The 19976-nt window shown below is 27.7% G+C and carries 18 protein-coding genes and 1 other annotated feature; of the genes, 16 read left to right on the top strand and 2 right to left on the bottom strand.

Annotated features, from left to right (window positions below; all coding sequences use genetic code 11):
- The first annotated feature begins 76 nt into the window (after window positions 1-76).
- Window positions 77-949, top strand: a complete 873-nt coding sequence (locus KGF41_RS01970) for a YitT family protein (RefSeq protein WP_227829145.1) — start codon at window positions 77-79, stop codon at window positions 947-949.
- A gap of 111 nt (window positions 950-1060) precedes the next feature.
- Window positions 1061-1333: a hypothetical protein gene (locus KGF41_RS01965; RefSeq protein WP_227829144.1), complete on the top strand. Its 273-nt coding sequence runs from the start codon at window positions 1061-1063 to the stop codon at window positions 1331-1333.
- Window positions 1334-1477: 144 nt separating this feature from the next.
- Here the strand turns inward: KGF41_RS01965 and KGF41_RS01960 are convergent, their stop codons facing one another.
- Complete coding sequence (locus tag KGF41_RS01960) at window positions 1478-2050, bottom strand: TetR/AcrR family transcriptional regulator (RefSeq protein ID WP_227829143.1); 573 nt, start codon at window positions 2048-2050, stop codon at window positions 1478-1480.
- A 184-nt stretch (window positions 2051-2234) separates the two neighbouring features.
- On the opposite strand from KGF41_RS01960, the gene KGF41_RS01955 reads away from it, so the two are divergent.
- On the top strand, window positions 2235-3077 hold the full coding sequence (locus tag KGF41_RS01955; RefSeq protein ID WP_227829142.1) for a DegV family protein: 843 nt from the start codon (window positions 2235-2237) through the stop codon (window positions 3075-3077).
- 88 nt (window positions 3078-3165) lie between these two features.
- Here KGF41_RS01955 and KGF41_RS01950 read toward each other — a convergent pair whose 3' ends face one another.
- A complete protein-coding gene (locus KGF41_RS01950; RefSeq protein ID WP_227432453.1) occupies window positions 3166-4242 on the bottom strand; it encodes a M24 family metallopeptidase in 1077 nt (358 codons plus the stop codon).
- Between the two features lie 494 nt (window positions 4243-4736).
- Here KGF41_RS01950 and KGF41_RS01945 point away from each other — a divergent pair, with 494 nt between their 5' ends.
- The 13 genes from KGF41_RS01945 to cplR all read left to right on the top strand — a co-directional run bounded on the left by KGF41_RS01945 (window position 4737) and on the right by cplR (window position 19815).
- Window positions 4737-6140, top strand: a complete 1404-nt coding sequence (locus KGF41_RS01945) for an amino acid permease (protein ID WP_227828094.1) — start codon at window positions 4737-4739, stop codon at window positions 6138-6140.
- A gap of 93 nt (window positions 6141-6233) precedes the next feature.
- Window positions 6234-6474 (top strand) — a binding site (T-box leader).
- A 42-nt stretch (window positions 6475-6516) separates the two neighbouring features.
- Window positions 6517-7215, top strand: a complete 699-nt coding sequence (locus KGF41_RS01940) for a 5'-methylthioadenosine/adenosylhomocysteine nucleosidase (RefSeq protein ID WP_227828095.1) — start codon at window positions 6517-6519, stop codon at window positions 7213-7215.
- Window positions 7216-7238: 23 nt separating this feature from the next.
- On the top strand, window positions 7239-8240 hold the full coding sequence (trpS, locus tag KGF41_RS01935) for a tryptophan--tRNA ligase (protein WP_227856296.1): 1002 nt from the start codon (window positions 7239-7241) through the stop codon (window positions 8238-8240).
- A gap of 529 nt (window positions 8241-8769) precedes the next feature.
- Window positions 8770-9972 carry a sensor histidine kinase gene (locus tag KGF41_RS01930; RefSeq protein ID WP_227828097.1) on the top strand — a complete coding sequence of 401 codons (1203 nt, stop codon included), beginning with the start codon at window positions 8770-8772 and terminating at the stop codon, window positions 9970-9972.
- Window positions 9973-9976: 4 nt separating this feature from the next.
- Window positions 9977-10747, top strand: a complete 771-nt coding sequence (locus KGF41_RS01925; RefSeq protein ID WP_227828098.1) for a LytR/AlgR family response regulator transcription factor — start codon at window positions 9977-9979, stop codon at window positions 10745-10747.
- 146 nt (window positions 10748-10893) lie between these two features.
- A complete protein-coding gene (locus KGF41_RS01920) occupies window positions 10894-12315 on the top strand; it encodes a carbon starvation protein A (RefSeq protein ID WP_227828099.1) in 1422 nt (473 codons plus the stop codon).
- A 184-nt stretch (window positions 12316-12499) separates the two neighbouring features.
- Window positions 12500-12982, top strand: coding sequence for a TraR/DksA C4-type zinc finger protein (locus KGF41_RS01915; protein WP_227828100.1), 483 nt, complete (start codon window positions 12500-12502; stop codon window positions 12980-12982).
- Between the two features lie 50 nt (window positions 12983-13032).
- On the top strand, window positions 13033-13812 hold the full coding sequence (locus KGF41_RS01910; protein WP_227828101.1) for a polysaccharide deacetylase family protein: 780 nt from the start codon (window positions 13033-13035) through the stop codon (window positions 13810-13812).
- 301 nt (window positions 13813-14113) lie between these two features.
- A complete protein-coding gene (lspA, locus tag KGF41_RS01905) occupies window positions 14114-14560 on the top strand; it encodes a signal peptidase II (RefSeq protein ID WP_227828102.1) in 447 nt (148 codons plus the stop codon).
- Window positions 14529-15476, top strand: a complete 948-nt coding sequence (locus KGF41_RS01900) for an RluA family pseudouridine synthase (protein ID WP_227842073.1) — start codon at window positions 14529-14531, stop codon at window positions 15474-15476. The genes lspA and KGF41_RS01900 overlap by 32 nt, the downstream gene beginning before the upstream one ends.
- A gap of 361 nt (window positions 15477-15837) precedes the next feature.
- Complete coding sequence (pyrR, locus tag KGF41_RS01895; RefSeq protein WP_227828104.1) at window positions 15838-16371, top strand: bifunctional pyr operon transcriptional regulator/uracil phosphoribosyltransferase PyrR; 534 nt, start codon at window positions 15838-15840, stop codon at window positions 16369-16371.
- A 284-nt stretch (window positions 16372-16655) separates the two neighbouring features.
- The gene (locus tag KGF41_RS01890; protein ID WP_227828105.1) at window positions 16656-17864 is read left to right on the top strand and encodes a uracil-xanthine permease family protein; all 1209 of its coding nucleotides are present in this window, start codon (window positions 16656-16658) and stop codon (window positions 17862-17864) included.
- 292 nt (window positions 17865-18156) lie between these two features.
- Window positions 18157-19815: an ABC-F type ribosomal protection protein CplR gene (gene cplR, locus KGF41_RS01885; protein WP_227828106.1), complete on the top strand. Its 1659-nt coding sequence runs from the start codon at window positions 18157-18159 to the stop codon at window positions 19813-19815.
- The last annotated feature ends 161 nt before the right edge of the window (window positions 19816-19976 follow it).

Raw genomic sequence — 19976 nt, 5'->3', positions numbered from 1 at the left:
TTCTGGTAAATTTATTTTTGAATTTATTGTGCATTATGCAGGGTAGTTTATTTATTATGCAAAGGGGTGCGTTTTGATGTATGGTGAAAGCAAAAAACTAAGTATTGATAATAACATATTTTTGCAATATGGTCTTATTATATTGGGAATGATTTTATCAACCATAGGAATAAATTTATATCTAGCACCAGCCAAGTTGTTAAGTGGAGGAGTAGCTGGAATTTGTGTTATATTATATAAGTTATTTGGTATAAATCAGGGATTATCTAGTTTTTTGATGAACATACCGATATTTATTATAGCTAAAAAGTATTTTGATAATAAATTTTTGTTAATAAGTTTTGTCAATATGTTGCTATTTTCTGTTGCACTTGGGGTAACACAAGATATTGCTAAATATTTTCCTATAAATGATACTATGCTGCAGTGTATTTATGGTGGTGTTTTAACTGGTATAGGTATGGGGTTAACATTTAAAGCAAGAGCTACTGCTGGAGGACTTGATATAATAGCAGCTATAATGAAAAGAAAGTATGATATACCAATGAAAAATACATTTTTATTTATTAATTTTTTTGTAGTATGTGCAGGTGCATTTTTATTTGGAGCAAAATTGGTAATGTACACTCTAATTACTATGTATATAATTTCTTTTACAATGGATATAGCAAAAGATTGCTTCGATAGAAAAAAATCTATACTCTTAATATCAAATAGATATGAAGAAATATCAAAAGTAATAATGAATAAGATGGGTAGAGGCGTAACTTTTTTAGAAGCAGAAGGAGCATATACGCAGAATAAGAAAAAAATGATTTACTGTATCATATCTGCAAATGAAGTAGGTAAATTTAAGGATTTAATTTATGATATGGATAGTGAAGCTTTTATTTCTGTAAACAATGTAGAAGAAGTAAAAGGTGGAGGTTTTAAAGATAAATTTCTATAAGATATAAGTGTTAAAAAATACCATATATCTTGTTATTGTACCTAGTTAGATGTATACTGTAACTAATGGGGCACATGAAGTGCTCAATAATATACTAGGAGGTATAATAATATGTTAAGAGAAAGATTTGTAGTAAGAAATCATCATAATCCACATGCAAATGGATGCTGTGGAACTGGAGGAGAAGGATGTTGTGGAGGAGATAGCAATCAACATTCACATGAACATTCTCACAGTCATGGGCATGAACATGAGCACGTAAACGGTGTAGGGCATGACCATAATCATGATGATGGATTTTCAGGGACTCATGAGCATGGGCATGAACATACACATACACATGGGCATGAACATTTAGATGGGCATACACATCAACATAAATAGAAATATTTTAAATTAATAAAATGATTTTTATTTTGTGATTCCATGAAGGTTTAAATAAAAATTATTCATAGCAAATAAAAAAGTGAACTGTTTAAAGTAAAAAACTTTAATGGTTCACTTTTATTAATTATTAAAATATTAAGTTTAAATCCAATGATTAACTAAAAAAGAAGCAATATTTTCATAAGGTATTTTTTCTGTTTTTAACAAGCTTTGGACAACCAAACCATCAACTATAGACATAAGTAAAAAAGAAAAAGATTCAGCATCCTGTTCATTTTCATCACCACTATATTTTTCAAGGGATTCAATAATTTCAGATTTAAGGGTAGTTCGCCATTCAATATATTTTAATCTCATTCTTTCTTTCAAATCATCATTTGAAGTAATAGCCTCACAAATAAGATACATATGTACTCTACCACGACTTTCTATAGTAGATATTTTTTCTAGTATTAAGTTGACCATTTCTATTTGAGAATTTTTGGATTTGACATTTTTTACACAGTTTAATATAGCACTAGTTATAACTTCTAAATGAGTATCGGCAATGTCATATATAATATCATTTTTAGATGAGTAGTGATAATACAATGTACCCTTACTTATATTCACATCTTTTGCAATATCAGCAAGACTAGTATTTTGAACTCCATTTTTGGCTATTAAATTAGTAGCAGATAATAAAATAGCCTGTTTCATATTATTTGTTTTCATAAAACCTACCTTTCTATGTATATTTATAACAAATTAATAACATTATAAGCTTATAGAAAATTATTGTCAATAAAGCAAGAATCTATATCTATTGACTTTTTTTAATTCAAAATATAAAATAATAATTAAATCGGTCGTACGACCGACTGAATAAACAAAAACAATATATTATAGTGAGGTTAATATGGATAAAATAAAATTGATAGTAGACAGTGCATGTGACTTACCTAATCATATAATAGAGAAATACAATATTGAAGTTATTGGTTTAAATGTATCTTTTGGAGAAGAGAGCTATATATCTGGGAAGGAAATAGATAATGAAACTTTCTACAGAAAAATGGATGAAAGTAAATTATTGCCAAAAACATCATGTCCTTCGCCAGATAAGTTTTTAGAGGCATATCAATGTGAAGAGGAAAGTATATTAGTAATTAATATAAGTTCAGGATTATCTGGAACTTATAATAGTGCACTTTTGGCAAAAGATATGTTCGAAAAAGAAGGAAATAATAAAAAAATCGAAATTATAGATTCACTTAGTGGGTCAATTGGCATAGGACAATTAATATTAAAAGCGGCAATATTAATAAAAGAAGGAAAAGAACTTGAAGAAATTGTTTCAATAATAGATAGATATAAAGACAATCCACCATTTTATGGAACTCTAGAGACGCTAGAAAACGCTATCAAAGGAGGGCGAATAAATCCAATAGCAGGAAAAATTATAAATACATTAAATTTTAAGGCTATAATACAAGTTGCAGATGGGATTGTAACTCCAATAGATAAGGCAAGAGGTGAAGGGAATAGCTTGAAAAAACTGATTCAGTTAGTAGAATCAAAAATTATAGATAAAGAAGATAAGGTTTTATTTATAGGACATGCTAACTGCCCTGAAAAGGCTCAAAAAGTAAGAGAAGCTATGGAAAAGGATGTTAAATATAAAGATGTTGTAATCTGTGAAGTTGGTTCAGTAATGGGAACATATACTTCAAAAGGTGCAATTTTGATAACTGCAATATAAATAATAAATTAAAAAGTTAAAGCTGTATAAAAATGAATAAAATCATTTTTATACAGCTTATTTTGATGTTACTAAGTTAATCTTATAATTAACCAACTACACATATTTCTTTGTCATATTTGTTTAGTATTTCGCAACCATCTTCAGTAACTAGTACTAAATCTTCTATTCTAACTCCAAACTCTCCTGGTAAATATATACCTGGTTCTATAGAGAATATCATTCCTGGTTGTACAGTATCTGTATTTATAGAAGATACATCTCCCTTATCATGAACTTCAAGTCCTATAGAGTGACCTGTTCTATGAGTGAAGTATTGTCCATATCCTTTTTCAGTTATGTAATCACGAGCAGCTGCATCTATATCACAGAATCTAACTCCTGGTTTTACAATAGCTTCAGCTCTCTTATTGGCTTCAAGAACTATTTCAAATATTTCTCTACCTTTTTCAGGTATTTCTTTATAGAATACAGTTCTTGTCATATCAGCACAATAGTTATCTTTTATGCAACCTATATCTAATATTATTGCGTCACCTGGTTTTACAAGAGCATTTCCTGGTTCTCCATGTGGATTGGCTCCATTAGGACCAAATCCTATGATAGGGTCAAATGAAAATCCATCAGCACCTAAGTCTTCATATATTTTAGATAATTTACCAACAAGTTGTTTTTCTGTAAGTTCACCAGAAACAGTAGCTTTAAGTTGTTCCATACCTTTGTCATTTAATCTTGAAGCTATTCTCATTAATTCTTTTTCTTCTTCATCTTTACACATTCTTAAAGTATCTATTATATAAGATGAGTTTACAAATTTGCTTCCTCCACCTGATTCTATTAAGCTTAATAAGAATCTAGCTGGCCAGTTTTTGTCAACACCCATAGTAGCATTTTTGTCTACATGTTCAGTTACTATTTCTATTGGATTTTGAGTATCATTAAACCAAACCATTTCAACACCTAAATCTTCTGCAACTGGGAATAATTCATTTATAAATAATTTATTATTACCATTTAAATTTAGGTATAAAGCTAGTAGTCTTTCACCTGGGTGGATTAGTAATCCTGTTAAATAAAATATTGAAGTAGGATCACTTACCAACATTTGAGAAATATCATCTTTTTTCATTTGTTCAAGTACAGCATTTAATCTTTGAGTCTTCATAATAATTTCCTCCTAATCAAAATTCGATACAAATCAATTTTAGCACTATTAAACAAAAATTAGTATACTTTTCTTCTAGAAATATAAAAAATTTTTAACATATATCTTTTATATTAAATTTAATTCCTCATTTTACATTAAAAGAAAAGTAAAATCAGTTTATATTGTGAAAATTTTATAAAAATAATAACTTGAATAAGTAAAAATATATATTTGAGATAGTTATATAATTATGAAAATTAATAAAAAAATTTTTATATTAAAATAATATTGAAACAATTTTAAAAATTTAGTATCATTAAAGAGAAAGTGATGGAACTTTCAAAATTTATCACTTTTAGTAAATTTTGATTTCAAAATATCTAAATTTGAAGTATAAATATTTCTATTTAAAGTATTTTATAGGTTAAATTGAAGTATTTTATAGGCTGAATCTATTTTAACAGTTATGAAATCAATTTTTAATTAATAAAGAGAGGGGAAATTATAATAGGATGGAAAAGAAAAAAATAGGCCTATGGAGTTTGGTATTTATGAATGTATCAGCTTTATATGGTATAAGATGGATAGCTAAGTCGACAGCGTCAAGCTTCGGTTTAGGATTAGGTGCAATACCTATGTGGTTATTATTCTCATTTATATATTTCGTACCAGGAGCTTTAATTTGTGCTGAATTAGCTTCTACATACCAAAAAGGTGATGGAGGTTTATATGATTGGGTTAAGGAAGCCTTTGGAGAAAAATATGGATTTTTAGTTTCTTGGTTAAACTGGACAGCTAAAATATTTTGGTATTCTTCATTCCTAACTTTTTTAGCAGTAAATGTTTCTTATACAATAGGAAATCCAGCACTTGCAGATAATAAGATATTTGTACTTATATTATCTTTAGTAATATTCTGGGTATTATCTATTATAGCAACTAAAGGAATAAGTTTTACAAAAATATTCACTAATACAGGTGCATTAGGTTCAACAATACCAAGTGCTATACTTATAATATTTTCATTTTTAGCAGTATTAGTATTGAAAAAACATGATATAGCTTCAACATATACAATAGCTTCAATGACTCCAAAACTTAATATGGATGCATTTGTTGCTATATCAGCTATAATGTTTGGTTTAGCAGGAGCAGAAACTGCAGCTAACTTTATAACAGAAATAGATAAGCCTGAAAAGAACTTCCCTAAAGCTATATTAATATCAGCTGGAATAGTTGCTTCATTATATGTATTAGGTTCTATTGCAATAACAATGATAATACCACCAGACCAAATTACTGCTTCTAAAGGTGTATTAGATGCACTTGCAGCTGTTTGTGAATCTTTAGGAATAGGTTCTTGGTTAGTTCAATTGATAGCTTTTGGTATAGCTTTTTCAATATTAGGAGCAATAGTTCTTTATATAGCATCACCAATAAAAATGTTATTTGGTAGTGTTAAAAAAGGAGTATTTCCAGATAGTTTGGTAGAAGTAAATAAACATAAGATACCTTCTAAAGCAGTTATACTTCAAGCAATAATAGTTACTATAATATTATTGGTGACTACATTAATGCCTTCTGTTGATGCTATATACAATGTTCTTGTAACTATGACAGCATTAACTGCATTATTCCCATATGTGTTGTTATATGCTTCTTATATTAAACTAAGAAAAGAGAGACCAGATGAAATTAGACCATATACTATGGCAAAATCAACAAGTACTTGTATAGGTTTAGCTAAAATGGTTTTAACTGTAACTGTAGTTGGTATATTGTTATCAGCAGCACCAGTTATGCCTACATTTGCTGAAAATATCATATATGAAATAGAAATGATTGGTGGAGGTCTTCTAGTTATCTTATCTGGTCTATGGTTATGGAATAGATACGAAAAGAGATCAGCTAAATAAAAATGTATTTTAAATATATATTTTGGATATTATTATATATATAGTTGACAATTTATATCATAAGGAATATTATAAAATAAAGAAATTAATAAATTAAATCCTGAGATAAGAAAGAGTAAATAAATAGACTTTTACACAGAGAATTAAGGGTGCTGAGAGCTTAATAAAAAGTGTTTATTGAATGGGTCTTTGAGGAGTAAGGTGAAATGCAGTTTAAGACTGTAGATTATCTGATATCGTGTGTGCACGTTATAGCATATATTAAGATATATATATTCAGATTTGAGTATATATAAATTTAGGTGGTACCACGGAAAATATATCCGTCCTATTGATTTAGGACGGATTTTTTAATATAGAAAATTTAGGAGGCAAAATGAACGTAATAGGAATTATAGGTGCAATGGATGAAGAAGTAAGTATATTAGTAAATTTAATGGATATTAAAGAAATTGTAAAAAAAGCTAGCTTAGAATTTCATAAAGGAACTTTAGAAGGAAAAAATGTTGTATTAGTAAAATGTGGTATAGGAAAAGTTAACTCTGCTCTTTGTGCACAAATATTAATAAGTGAATTTAAAGTTGATGCTATTGTTAATACAGGTGTTGCAGGGGCTTTAAATGAAAATCTTGATGTCAATGATATAGTAATTTCAACTGATGCGATACAATACGATATAGATACTACTGCATTTGGAGACCCTAAAGGTGTTATACCAAGAATGGAAACATCTGTATTTAAAGCAGATGAAAGACTCGTAGAAGCTGCCTATAAATCTTCTGTAGAAGAAACAAAAACTCATAAAGTATTAAAAGGAAGAGTAGTAACAGGAGATATATTTATAAACTCTAAAGAATTAAAAGAAGAATTAGTAAATGATTTTGGCGGGTATTGTGGAGAGATGGAAGGTGGAGCTATAGCTCATGTATGTTACTTAAATAATGTTCCATTTGTCATAATAAGAGCGATGTCTGATAAAGCAGATGGAAGTGCTGGTGTTGCATATGAAGTATTTGTACATGAGGCAGCCAACAATTCTAAAGATATCGTATTAAGCATGTTAAAATCAATATAAATATATAAGGAGGTACAAATCATATGAGTGAAAAAAAGGTTATATTTAGTGGTGCACAACCATCAGGTAAGATGACTCTAGGAAACTATTTAGGAGCTATAAAAAACTGGACTGAACTTCAAGAAAATTATAATTGTTATTATAGTATTGTTGATTTACATGCAATAACAGTACCTCAAGACCCTAAAGTTTTGAGAGCTAATACTATAGAATTACTTGCTCAATATCTAGCTTGTGGATTAGACCCAGAAAAAAATACTATATTTATACAATCACATGTTAAAGAACATGTTGAACTTATGTGGATATTAAATACAATGACTTATATGGGTGAATTAAGTAGAATGACTCAATTTAAAGATAAATCACAAAAGAGTGAAGCAAATCTAAATGCAGGATTATTTACGTATCCAGTTCTTATGGCTGCTGATATACTATTATATCAAGCTGATTTGGTTCCAGTTGGAGATGACCAAAAACAGCATTTAGAATTATCTCGTGATTTAGCAAATAGATTTAACAATAGATTTTCACCTACATTTGTAGTTCCAGAAGGATACTATCCAAAAGGTGGAGCAAGAGTAATGAGTTTACAAGAACCAACTAAGAAAATGAGTAAATCTGATTCAAATGACAATGCATTTATATTATTGGCAGATGATTCAGATACTATAAAGAGAAAGATTAAGAGAAGTGTTACTGATTCTTTAGGTGTTGTAAAGTACACTGACGAACAACCTGGTATTAAAAACTTACTTGATATATATTCTAATTTAAGCAAAAAGAGTGTAGAAGAAATTGCAAATATGTATGAAGGTAAAGGTTATGGAGTATTTAAAGAAGATGTAGCTGAAGTAGTATCAGAAGCTTTAAGACCGATAAGAGAAAAATACGTTGACCTTCTTAATAATAAAGATTATTTAGAAAAAATATATACTATGGGAGCTGAAAAGGCTGAAAAACAAGCTAGAAAAACTCTTAGAAAAGTTTATAAAAAAGTTGGATTTATAGAGAGAAGATATTAATTATATTATATATCTTCTTTAATAAACAAATTTTAAAGTTATTAAAAAAGTATATTATAGGAAATAGAGAGGATATTATTAAGATAATATCCTCTTTAGTTTTGTAATAAAAAAAGATGAGCTTTTGCTCATCTCAAAGGGGTTAGATTATTCTTACTTTGGGGAAAGTAGAATAAAGGTAAAAGTTAACTGACGTTAACTTTGTTCTTTTTTGCATATCACTACTGAGCATAAAAAAATCAGAAAACCAGAGCCTTCTGAACTAACCTTGAACATACATCCATTATACTTTATACTCAATATGTAATTTATGAATTAATTTTAACTCTTATAAAGAAAATTGTCAATAATATATCAAAAAAACGTTTTAAAAAATTTATATATATAATTAAATGAGTTTGATTTTATGTTTAACTGATATGATACAATAATTAAGGCAATTATTTTTTATGTATTTAATAAACCATAAAAATAATACCAATAACATATGTAAAAATTATTTTTAACAGGGAAAATAAGAGGGAAAAACATGAAAACATCAATTTTAATAGCATTAGTAGAGAAAACAAGCCTTATTGTAGTATTATTTCTTCTAATAACAAAGCTAAAAACATTTAAACAAATATTTCAAAAAGAAGAATATAGCTTGAATGATTTGATTTGTATATCTTTAGTTTTTACTTTTCTAGCTATATTTGGTACTTACAATGGTATAAATTATATGGGGTCAATAGTAAATACTCGAATAATATCTATAGTATCAGGTGGTGTTTTATTTGGACCAATTGTAGGTATTACAGCAGGGTTGCTGTCAGGTATACATAGGTATTTTATGGATATTGGAGGTATAACATCCATGCCCTGCCTTTTATCAAGCATACTAGCAGGTGTGTTATCAGGGTTTTTATATAAAAAGATACCAAAAAAGCATAGAGTGATATATGGAATACTAGTAGGTATGATTTCTGAAAGTTTTACTATATTACTTATATATTTAATATCACAGCCTCATTCTCTGGCAATTAAAATAATTAATGTGATATATTTACCTTTAATTGTCGGACAAATTGGTATAGGGTTTGTTATATCTATAGTTGAGGGAATTGAAAAAGATAAAAAGGATATAGAAGCAAGAAATAAAGCGGAAATAAAAGCACTTCAAAGGCAAATTAATCCACATTTTTTATTTAATTCTTTAAATACGATAGCATCCTTTATAAGATTTAATCCAGATAAAGCTAGAGAACTCATAATAAATTTATCAACTTATTTGAGATACAATCTTGAATATAGTGATAACTTGATAGACATAAATAAAGAGATTGAGCAAGTTAAATCTTTTGTAGAAATAGAAAAGGCTAGATTTGGAGATTTATTGACTATAATTTATGATATAGATGATGTAAATATAAAAATTCCAAGCTTAATTATACAGCCAATAGTAGAGAATGCAATAATACATGGGATTTTGGAAAGTGGAAGAGCTGGTGTAGTAAAAATATCTATAAAAAAGTTACAACATTCATTAGAAAATACTGTGAGAATATCGATTGAGGATGATGGTATAGGTATAAGTGAAGAAGTTATAAATAATGTATATCAAGATAATATGCCAGAAAATAAGATTGGCCTTTATAATGTTCATTTAAGACTTAAGCTAATGTATGGAAGTGGTCTTAATATGAGAAGAACTGATAAAGGAACTTTAATTATGTTTTATGTAAAGGAGTAGGAAGATGAAAGCGATAATAGTTGAGGATGAGTTTCCAGCAAGAAAGGAATTAAGATATTTTATTGAAAATAAAAGCAAGATTGAGGTAGTAAGTGAATTTACTAATGGTATAGAGGTACTAGATTTTATTCAAGAAAATAAAATAGATGTAATTTTTTTGGACATAAATATACCTCATCTTGATGGAATGTTACTTGCAAAAACATTAAATCAATTTAAAGCAAGACCCAAAATAGTTTTTATAACGGCATATGAAAATTATGCAGTAGATGCTTTTTCATTAGGTGTATTTGACTATGTACTTAAGCCTTATTCTGAGGATAGAATTACATCAATGTTGGATAAGTTAGAGAAAAGTGAAACAAATAGTAGTGAAATATCTAGTGATAATAATTATGTATCTAGTGATAAAAAAGGTACAATAAATCAAAATATAGAGGAAATAACACATAAAATTAGCCTTTGGAAAGGTGATAAATTGGTTGTAATAGATATTGATGATATATACTACTGTGAGGCTAATGAAAGACAGACATTTATATATACTGAAAAGGAAACTTTTATACTGAAAGAGGGCATATCAGAAGTAGAAAATATAATAAATGATAAAACTTTTTTTAGAACACATAGGTCTTACATAGTAAATTTAACTAAAGTAAAAGAAATTATCCCATGGTTTAATAATACATACATATTGAAGTTAAAAGATAGCAATTATGAAGTAACTGTAAGTAGAAGTAAAATAAAAGAATTCAGGCTATTAATGCATATATAAAGTCATTTCATGTACTTAAATATGCACTTAATGTGATTAACATTTATATTAGTACAAAAAAGTATTACTATTTGAACTGGAAATAGTTTTCTTAAACTTATAAAAATTTATAAAGCAATTATATAAAAAACTAAGGGGATGAATTTATGGTAAGTTTTTTAGGTTCAATAGTGGTACTTATAGTAGGTTATTTTATTTATGGTACATTTGTAGAAAAGGTTTTTGGAATTAATGATAAAAATCAAACTCCAGCTATAGCTTGTAGAGATGGTGTAGATTATGTTCCAATGAAATGGAAAAGAATTTTCTTAATTCAATTCTTAAATATCGCAGGTTTAGGTCCTATATTTGGTGCTATACAAGGTGCATTATTTGGGCCATCAGCATTTTTATGGATAGTATTTGGGACAATTTTTGCAGGTGGTGTACATGACTTTGCTTCTGGATATTTATCAATGAAGAATAAAGGTACATCTGCGTCAGAATTAGTAGGTCTTTACTTAGGTAATAGTGCAAAAATAGCAATGAGAATATTTAGTGTTATTCTTTTGGTATTGGTTGGAGTTGTTTTTGTAACAGGTCCAGCAGGATTACTAAAAACATTAACAGGAGTAAATACACAAATATGGGTTGGAGTAATAATTCTTTATTATATAATGGCTACTGTTTTACCAATAGATAAGTTAATTGGAAAAATATATCCTTTATTTGGAGCTGCTTTATTAATTATGGCAGTAGGTGTAGCAGGAGGATTAATAATAAAGGGTTATAACATACCAAATATAAATTTACAAAATATGAATCCAAATGGAACACCTCTATTCCCATATTTATTTATAACAATAGCATGTGGGGCAATATCAGGTTTTCATGCAACACAATCACCACTTATGGCAAGATGTGTTGAAAGAGAGAGTGAAGCAAGACCAGTATTTTATGGTTCAATGGTTGCAGAAGGAATAATAGCTTTAGTTTGGGCAGCAGCAGCTATGTCATATTTCCATGGTATACCTCAACTTAATGTAATATTTAATGATGGTGGAGCAGCTACTGTTGTAAATACAGTGTCTGTTGGATTAATGGGACCTATTGGAGGAGCTTTGGCTATACTTGGTGTTGTAGCATGTCCTATAACTTCAGGTGATACAGCATTTAGGAGTGCCAGATTAACAATAGCTGATGCAATGAACTACAATCAAGATGCAGTTAAAAATAGATTTTTAATAGCTTTACCATTGTTTGCAGTAGGTGTTGCTCTTACGTTTATAGATTTTAATATAATCTGGAGATACTTCTCTTGGGCAAATCAAACACTTGCTATGATAATGTTGTGGACTGGTTCTGCATATTTGGTTAAAGCAAATAAAAATCACTACATAACTACATTGCCAGCACTTTTTATGACTGTAGTGACATTTAGTTATATAATGCAAGCAAAAGAAGGTTTTAGACTACCAGTAAATATATCTAATGGAATAGGTATTGCTGTTGCAATAATTCTTGGTATTTTATTCTTTAAAAAAGCTAAAGATATAAAAGAACAAAATACTCATAAATTAGCAAGTTAATACAATCATTACAAAAAATAAAAAATATAAAATTTAAATTATGTTTTAAAAATTTGTAGGTGAATTTAAAATTTGCCTACAAATTTTTTTTGAAAAAATCAAATCTTACTTTTTATTGTATTTTTAATTTAGTTTTCCACATACTATTTTTACAATATAAATATTAAAATTAGAGGTGTTGAAAATGGATACTAACAAATACAAAGATAAATTATTGAAAGAAAGAGAAAATTTGACTAATTTAGTGGGAGATATGAAAGACAATACTTTATTTGGAGATACAACTAAACATACCAGTGAAAAGTATTCATCAGGAGAGTTATCTAGTTATGATAATCATATAGGAGATATGGGAACAGATTTATATATGCAAAATATGCAAAATAGTTTAATAAATCATGAAGAAGGCAGATTATATCAAATAGATTTGGCATTATCTAAAATAGAAAATGGAACATATGGACTTTGTGATTTATGTCATAATCAAATAGATTTAGAAAGATTGGATATACTACCTGATACAAATTTATGCAATGAGTGTGCAAAAAAAGAAGAGGATTTATTAGGAGATGCAAGTGAAAATCCTGATGTGGAGGATTCTAATTTTTATTCAACAGACTTAACAAATTTAACTGATTTAAACAAAAATGGAACATTAAGAGATTAAAAAATTGACATCATATATTGTTAGAATGAATTAAGAAAAGAGGTAATGACATGAAAAAAGCAATGTGGGGTATATGTATATTCGTATTATCAATAGTAGGTGTATATACATATAATCAAAATACACATAATCAAAATATCTCAAAAGAAGCCTATAGTTTAAATGACAATATAAAGGACGATTATGAAGATGTAATAATCAAGAAAGGAAATGATGACGAAAAAATTCTAGCATTGACTTTTGATGATGGACCAGATGAGGTCTTTACACCACAAGTACTTGATATATTAAAGAAAAATGATGTAAAGGCAACTTTTTTTGTAGTTGGAGAAAAAGTTGAATATAACAAAGAATTGCTAAAAAGACAGTATGAAGAAGGTCATGAGATAGGAAATCATACATTTACACATATAAATGTTGAAAAAAATAGCTATAATAAAGTAGAAAAAGAAATAACAGATACACAAAATGCTGTAAAGAGTGTAATTGGAGTAGAGCCAAAAATATTTAGACCTCCATATAGAGCCATGAGCAAAAGTGTTTGTGATATTATAGTTTCTAAACGTATGAATATAATTCTTTGGTCAAACTTAGACCCTAGAGACTGGTCAAATCCTGGTGTTGATAGTATTATTAATACTATTCTTACAAAAGTACAAAACGGAAATATAATACTTTTACATGATTACAATAATAAGAGAAATAATAAATCTCAGACTATACAGGCTTTGGAAGTAGTAATTCCCAAGTTAAAAGAAAAAGGGTATAAATTTGTAACAGTATCTGAACTTATACAACATTTAGATAAAAATGAACAAGTGCAAAAATAAAGGATATTTGTTTAAAGATTAATGATGCTTGTAAATTTAAAATACAAGCATCATTAATCTTTAAGCTATAAAATACACAAAAGTATTGAATAATAGAGTACTTTTAAATCTTTTATATATAATAATACAATTTTAAATGTGTAACGGTTTATAATACAGAAAGGTTAATATTATTTTTGATTAGTTTCACTAAAAAATTCAATTTTAACAGAGTTGCTCTTTATAGTATTTTTTTTGTATAATGGTAATAGTGAATTTAAATCAAAATTGATTTTTAAATAATTTATAGGGGGAAAAATCATTGTTATATGTGTTAATAATAATTCTGCTTATAGGATTAGACCAATTGTCTAAACTATGGGTGTTAAACAATTTGGTTAATGTATCTACAATACCAATAATAAAGAATGTATTTCATCTAACTTACGTTGAAAATAGAGGTGCAGCATTTGGACTATTACAAAATAATCAATGGATATTTATAATAGTTGCATTACTTGCAACAGTGTTTGGGTTATACTATCTCAATACAAGAAAAGTACATACATCTGGGAAGTTGGGAATCATATTAATAATATCTGGTGCATTAGGAAATCTAATTGATAGAGTTAGATTAGGGTTTGTAGTAGATTATTTTGACTTTAGGATTATATGGGAGTATGTATTTAATGTAGCAGATGTATTTGTAGTTGTAGGAACTGTATTTTTATGTATATATGTTTTATTTTTTGAAAGTAAAAGTAGGTGATTTGATGGAGAATGTAAGAGAGTTTTTAGTGCTTGAAGAGGAAGAAGAGGTTAGACTTGATGTTTATCTAGCAGAACAATTAGGAGATATGTCAAGAAGCTACATACAAAAAATTATAAAAGATGGTAAAGTAAAAGTTAATAATAAAGTAGAAAAAGCAAAATATTTAGTTAAAGAAGAAGATAAGATTATTATAGAAATACCAGAACCTAAAGTTTTAGAGGTTGTAGCTCAAGATATACCAATAAATATTGTATATGAAGATGATGATATTTTAATAATTAATAAATCTCAGGATATGGTTGTTCACCCTGCTCCTGGAAATTATGAAAATACATTGGTAAATGGAATTTTGTATCATTGTAAAGATAAGTTATCATCAATAAATGGTGTTATTAGACCTGGCATAGTTCATAGAATAGACAAAGATACTTCTGGTCTTCTTATGGTAGCTAAAAATAATTATGCACATAATTTTTTAGCAGAACAATTAAAAGAGCATTCTATAACTAGGGAGTATGAATTTATATGTTATGGTGTAGTTAAAGAAGATAAAATAACTGTAGACAAACCTATAGGAAGAAATCCTAAGGATAGATTAAAAATGGCTGTAGTAAAAGATGGAAGAAATGCAGTAACTCATTTTGAAGTGGTAGATAGGTTTGATAAATTTACTCATATGAGAGCTAGACTTGAAACTGGTAGAACTCATCAAATAAGAGTGCATGCTTTATCTATAAATCATCCACTTTTAGGTGATAGTGTATATGGACCTAAAGAAAATAAGTTTAAACTAAAGGGACAAACTTTACATGCTAAGAAATTGGGATTTATACATCCTACCACTAAGGAATATATTGAATTTGATTCAGAATTACCAGAATACTTTAAGGAAGTTCTTAGAAAAATTAAATAAAAATTTATATGATATTATAAATCATCTAATTAGATTTATACAAGTCATAAAATTAGTGAAGTTTAGCTAAAATATTTTATATTAAAGTATTTTGATTAAAAAAGCTTGAAAAATTTGAAATATAAATATATAATTTGAGTTAATGGAGTATAAAAATTATCTTTAAACGATACAGAGATATCGTAAGACAATTGCTGAATTAGACTATATATTTTTTATATAAAAGCTTCTTGTCTTGTGATGAGAAGTTTTTTGTTGTTTAAATTGAAAATTTTAATAAAGTGGTGTTGTAAAAATTTAAGAGAGAGGAGTAGATTTGTCAAAATAAAAGAGAGTATATTTTTTTGACAATAGTTATGATATGGTAGAAAAAGCTCAATTAATGGATGAAAAGGCTATAGCAAGAGCAATTACTAGGATAAGTCATGAGATAATTGAAAGAAATAAAGGTGTAGAAAACCTAGTATTAGTTGGAATAAAGACTAGAGGTGTACCAATTGCAAATAGAATCTCTAAAAGAATAGAACAAATAGAAGGAACAAAAGTAGACACTGGAGATATTGATATAACACTTTATAGAGATGACTTAGAAAAAGTTAATGTTGAACCAGTAGTCAAGGGAACATATCTAGACTTTAATGTAGATGATAAAACAGTAGTTTTAGTTGATGATGTGTTATATACAGGAAGAACTGTAAGAGCAGCACTTGACGCTATTATTGATATAGGAAGACCTAAATCAATACAATTAGCAGTATTAGTGGACAGAGGACATAGAGAGTTGCCTATAAGAGCAGATTATGTAGGAAAAAATGTCCCTACTTCAAGACATGAAATTATATCTGTTAGTTTATTAGAAATTGATGGAGAAGATTCAGTTACAATCAAAGAATAGTGATTTTTTAATATTATATAAAAGCTCAGCATTGTATAGTCATGGAGGAGGATAAAGCTTACATATATTGCACAAAATAAATAATACAAGTTTATTAATGTGTAGATTAATGTAGTTTCTATTCTCCTTTATTTGGGCTTTCAATGTCGTAAAATGTAAAAAAATGATGATTTGCATAATAAGTATATAGAGATTAAAAAATAGAATCTAGGGAATTATAATTAATTAAAATATATTAATTGAACAAAGGATTTATTCATATATAATAATTTTTGGAGGTTTTTATGAAAAAAACGATAATGTCTTTACAACATTTATTGGCCATGTTTGGAGCGACAGTATTAGTTCCCATTTTAACAGGCTTTAACCCATCAGTTGCAATTTTTTGCGCTGGTGTTGGTACATTGATATTTCATTTTTGCACAGAAGGAAAAGTACCTGCATTTTTAGGTTCAAGTTTTGCTTTTATCCCTGTTATACTAGCAGCTAAAGAAGCTTATGGAGGAGATTTAGCATATGCTCAGGGTGGTATAATAGTAGCAGGATTAATTTATATTATAATGTCAATTATAGTGAAAGTAGTTGGGGTGGATAAAATTAAGTTATATTTTCCAGCACAAGTTACAGGAGCTATGATAGCAGTTATAGGTTTAAACTTATTGCCAACAGCTTTTAATATGGCTTCAGCTAATTTTATAATAGCATTCATGACCTTAGCAATAGCAATTTTGACTAATAAGTTTGGTAGAGGATTTATAAAACAATTAGGTATATTAATAGCCGTTTTTTCTGGATATATAATATGTTTGGTACTGGGATTAGTAGATATAACTACAATTACAGAAGCAAGTTTACTTGCGATACCTAACTTTACAATTCCTAAGTTTAGTTTAGGTGCAATTGTGATTATATCTCCAGTTGTTTTAGCTGTATTTATGGAGCATATAGGAGATATGACTACTAACGGTGCCGTTGTAGGAAAAAACTTTATAGAGAATCCAGGATTAAACAGAACGTTACTTGGTGATGGATTTGCAACTATAGTAGCAGGTTGCTTAGGTGGACCAGCTAACACAACTTATGGAGAAAATACAGCAGTACTTGCGATAACTAAAAACTATGACCCTTCAATACTTAGACGTACAGCAGTATTTGCTATATTGCTTGCATGTGTAGGGAAGTTTGGAGGATTTCTTCAAAGTATACCAGGTTCAGTTATGGGTGGAATAAGTATAATGTTATTTTCAATGATAACTTATGTTGGATTAAAAACTATAAGAGATAGTTCTTGTGTAGAAAGTAAAGTAAATATATTGATAATAGCAGTTATATTATTGATAGGTCTTGGAACAACCTACTTATCTAATAAAGGGATTTCTATAGGAATTCCTATAACAAGTACTGTAAAGATAACTGGTCTTAGTTTGGCTGCAATTGTCGGTATTGTACTAAATAGAATATTGAATAATCAAGATTTTAAAGTTGAAAAATAATAATTAATTAAGTATATATTATTTTAAATAATCAATTTTATATAGACATTAGTAACTAATGTTGATATAATGATTAAAAATAAATAAAAGAAAGGGTAAGGTAACTGGGAAGATGAGAATATAATCTATTTTTTATAATTTAAAGTATTGTAAATTTTGAAAAGCCTATATTGGTGGCTTTATTTATGATGCTTAAATTAAGGAGAGTAGATTATAGTCTATACGTTTAGTTATTGTGCCTATTTATGTAAATCTCTCCTTATATTTAAGTATACCAGGGAGGGATTTTTTTATGATGTTAGTAAAAGTAGAAAATTTAAAAAAATATTATGCTGATAAATTAATTTTGGATATAGATAAACTTGAAATATTAGAGAATGAGAGAATAGGTTTAGTTGGTTCAAATGGTCAAGGAAAAACAACTTTATTAAGAGCAATATTAGGTGAAATAGAAATTGATAATGGTTGTGTTTATCTTACAGATAGCTATTCATATATAAGTCAGAGTGAAAATAATATTGAAAAATGTAATGATAGTAAAGAAAAGAGTCTATTAAATGCACCAGATAAATTTGAAGATTATTTATCTGGAGGAGAAAAAGTTAAGCTAAAGATAGCAGATGCACTGAATAATAAGAAAAATATAATAATAGCAGATGAACCCACTTCAAATTTAGATAAAAAGAGTATAGATATTTTGGAAAATATGTTTAAAAGACATAAAGGAGCATTATTATTAATATCTCATGACAGACGTTTTTTAGATGAATTATGTACAACTATATTGGAGCTGGAAAGTGGCAAATTAAAAGCTTATAAAGGTAATTACACTGATTATTTAGAACAAAAGGATGAAGAGATAAAAAGAGCTGACTTTGAATATCATGAATATATAAATGAGAAAAAAAGATTGGAGAAGGCTCTTTTAGGTAAAAAATCTTTAAGTGATGGTATAAGGAAGACTCCAAAACGAATGGGGAATTCAGAAGCTAGATTGCATAAAATGGGTGGTCAAAAAAATAAGAAAAAAGTAGACTCAAGTGTAAAAGCATTAGAAGGTAGAATTGAAAAATTGGAAGTGAAAGATAAACCTAAGGTCTCTGCAGATATGAATATTAAAATACAGGATGGTATGGAAATAATCAGCAAAAACTTAGTGGAATTAAAGGATTTAACTTTAAAGGTAGGAAATAAGCTTTTATTGGATAATATTTCTTTCAAGGTAAAAAGAGGGAAGAAAATAGCTTTATTAGGTGATAATGGATGTGGAAAAAGTACTCTGATAAGAGAAATACTTAGTAATAAAAACGATTGTATAAAGATAAATAACAAGGTAAAGATAGGTTATTTTGACCAAAACCAAGATTCATTAGATAAGGAAAAGAGTATTTTGTACAATATCAAATCAAATAGTTCATTTGATGAGTCTTTTATAAGAATAAACTTAAGTTTATTTGGATTTAAAGGTGATACTGTTTATAAAAAAGTTAAGGTTCTTAGTGGAGGAGAAACGGTAAAGATAGCTCTATGTAAAATAATACTAGAAGATAATAATTTTTTAGTTCTTGATGAGCCAACTAATTACTTGGATATAAAATCTATGGAAGCATTGGAAAAAGCATTGATAAATACTGATAAAACTGTGCTTATAGTGTCTCATGATAGAGTATTTATATCTCATATTTGTGACTATTTTTTAGAAATAAAAGATAGGCATATAAAGGAGTTTGATTGTAATTATAATGATTATATCATTAGTAGAAATAAAAAAACTCCTAGTAGAGAAAGTAAAGTTAAACAAGAAAAACTTTTAGTATTAGAAAACAGACTTACAAACATTATATCTATGCTGTCAATAGAAAAAGATAACTTAAAAAAAGAGTGTTATGAATTAGAATATAATGAGTTATTAAAACAAATTAGAAGTATAAAAAATAGTTCTCAAAATTAAACTAATTGTTGGATTTTTATAAAAACAGAAATTAATTGATTTAAATATATACATTAGTTATTAAAGAGCTAAAAATAAATAAAATTAAAAGTGGCATTCTTATATAATAAGAATGCCACTACTTTTAGTTAATATGATAAATATATTATTATTTATCAGTC

The sequence above is a fragment of the Clostridioides sp. ZZV14-6150 genome (assembly GCF_020657875.1).
Lineage (GTDB): Bacteria > Bacillota > Clostridia > Peptostreptococcales > Peptostreptococcaceae > Clostridioides.
Note: the sequence above shows the minus strand (reverse complement) of the source record. Positions and strands in the feature narration are given on the sequence as shown.

Bases quoted from the DNA above. Each gene is read 5' to 3' on its own strand.
- KGF41_RS01970 (WP_227829145.1), top strand. From the start codon at position 77: ATGTATGGTGAAAGCAAAAAACTAAGTATTGATAATAACATATTTTTG.
- KGF41_RS01965 (WP_227829144.1), top strand. From the start codon at position 1,061: ATGTTAAGAGAAAGATTTGTAGTAAGAAATCATCATAATCCACATGCA.
- KGF41_RS01960 (WP_227829143.1), bottom strand. From the start codon at position 2,050: ATGAAAACAAATAATATGAAACAGGCTATTTTATTATCTGCTACTAAT.
- KGF41_RS01955 (WP_227829142.1), top strand. From the start codon at position 2,235: ATGGATAAAATAAAATTGATAGTAGACAGTGCATGTGACTTACCTAAT.
- KGF41_RS01950 (WP_227432453.1), bottom strand. From the start codon at position 4,242: ATGAAGACTCAAAGATTAAATGCTGTACTTGAACAAATGAAAAAAGAT.
- KGF41_RS01945 (WP_227828094.1), top strand. From the start codon at position 4,737: ATGGAAAAGAAAAAAATAGGCCTATGGAGTTTGGTATTTATGAATGTA.
- KGF41_RS01940 (WP_227828095.1), top strand. From the start codon at position 6,517: ATGAACGTAATAGGAATTATAGGTGCAATGGATGAAGAAGTAAGTATA.
- trpS (WP_227856296.1), top strand. From the start codon at position 7,239: ATGAGTGAAAAAAAGGTTATATTTAGTGGTGCACAACCATCAGGTAAG.
- KGF41_RS01930 (WP_227828097.1), top strand. From the start codon at position 8,770: ATGAAAACATCAATTTTAATAGCATTAGTAGAGAAAACAAGCCTTATT.
- KGF41_RS01925 (WP_227828098.1), top strand. From the start codon at position 9,977: ATGAAAGCGATAATAGTTGAGGATGAGTTTCCAGCAAGAAAGGAATTA.
- KGF41_RS01920 (WP_227828099.1), top strand. From the start codon at position 10,894: ATGGTAAGTTTTTTAGGTTCAATAGTGGTACTTATAGTAGGTTATTTT.
- KGF41_RS01915 (WP_227828100.1), top strand. From the start codon at position 12,500: ATGGATACTAACAAATACAAAGATAAATTATTGAAAGAAAGAGAAAAT.
- KGF41_RS01910 (WP_227828101.1), top strand. From the start codon at position 13,033: ATGAAAAAAGCAATGTGGGGTATATGTATATTCGTATTATCAATAGTA.
- KGF41_RS01900 (WP_227842073.1), top strand. From the start codon at position 14,529: ATGTTTTATTTTTTGAAAGTAAAAGTAGGTGATTTGATGGAGAATGTA.
- pyrR (WP_227828104.1), top strand. From the start codon at position 15,838: ATGGTAGAAAAAGCTCAATTAATGGATGAAAAGGCTATAGCAAGAGCA.
- KGF41_RS01890 (WP_227828105.1), top strand. From the start codon at position 16,656: ATGAAAAAAACGATAATGTCTTTACAACATTTATTGGCCATGTTTGGA.
- cplR (WP_227828106.1), top strand. From the start codon at position 18,157: ATGATGTTAGTAAAAGTAGAAAATTTAAAAAAATATTATGCTGATAAA.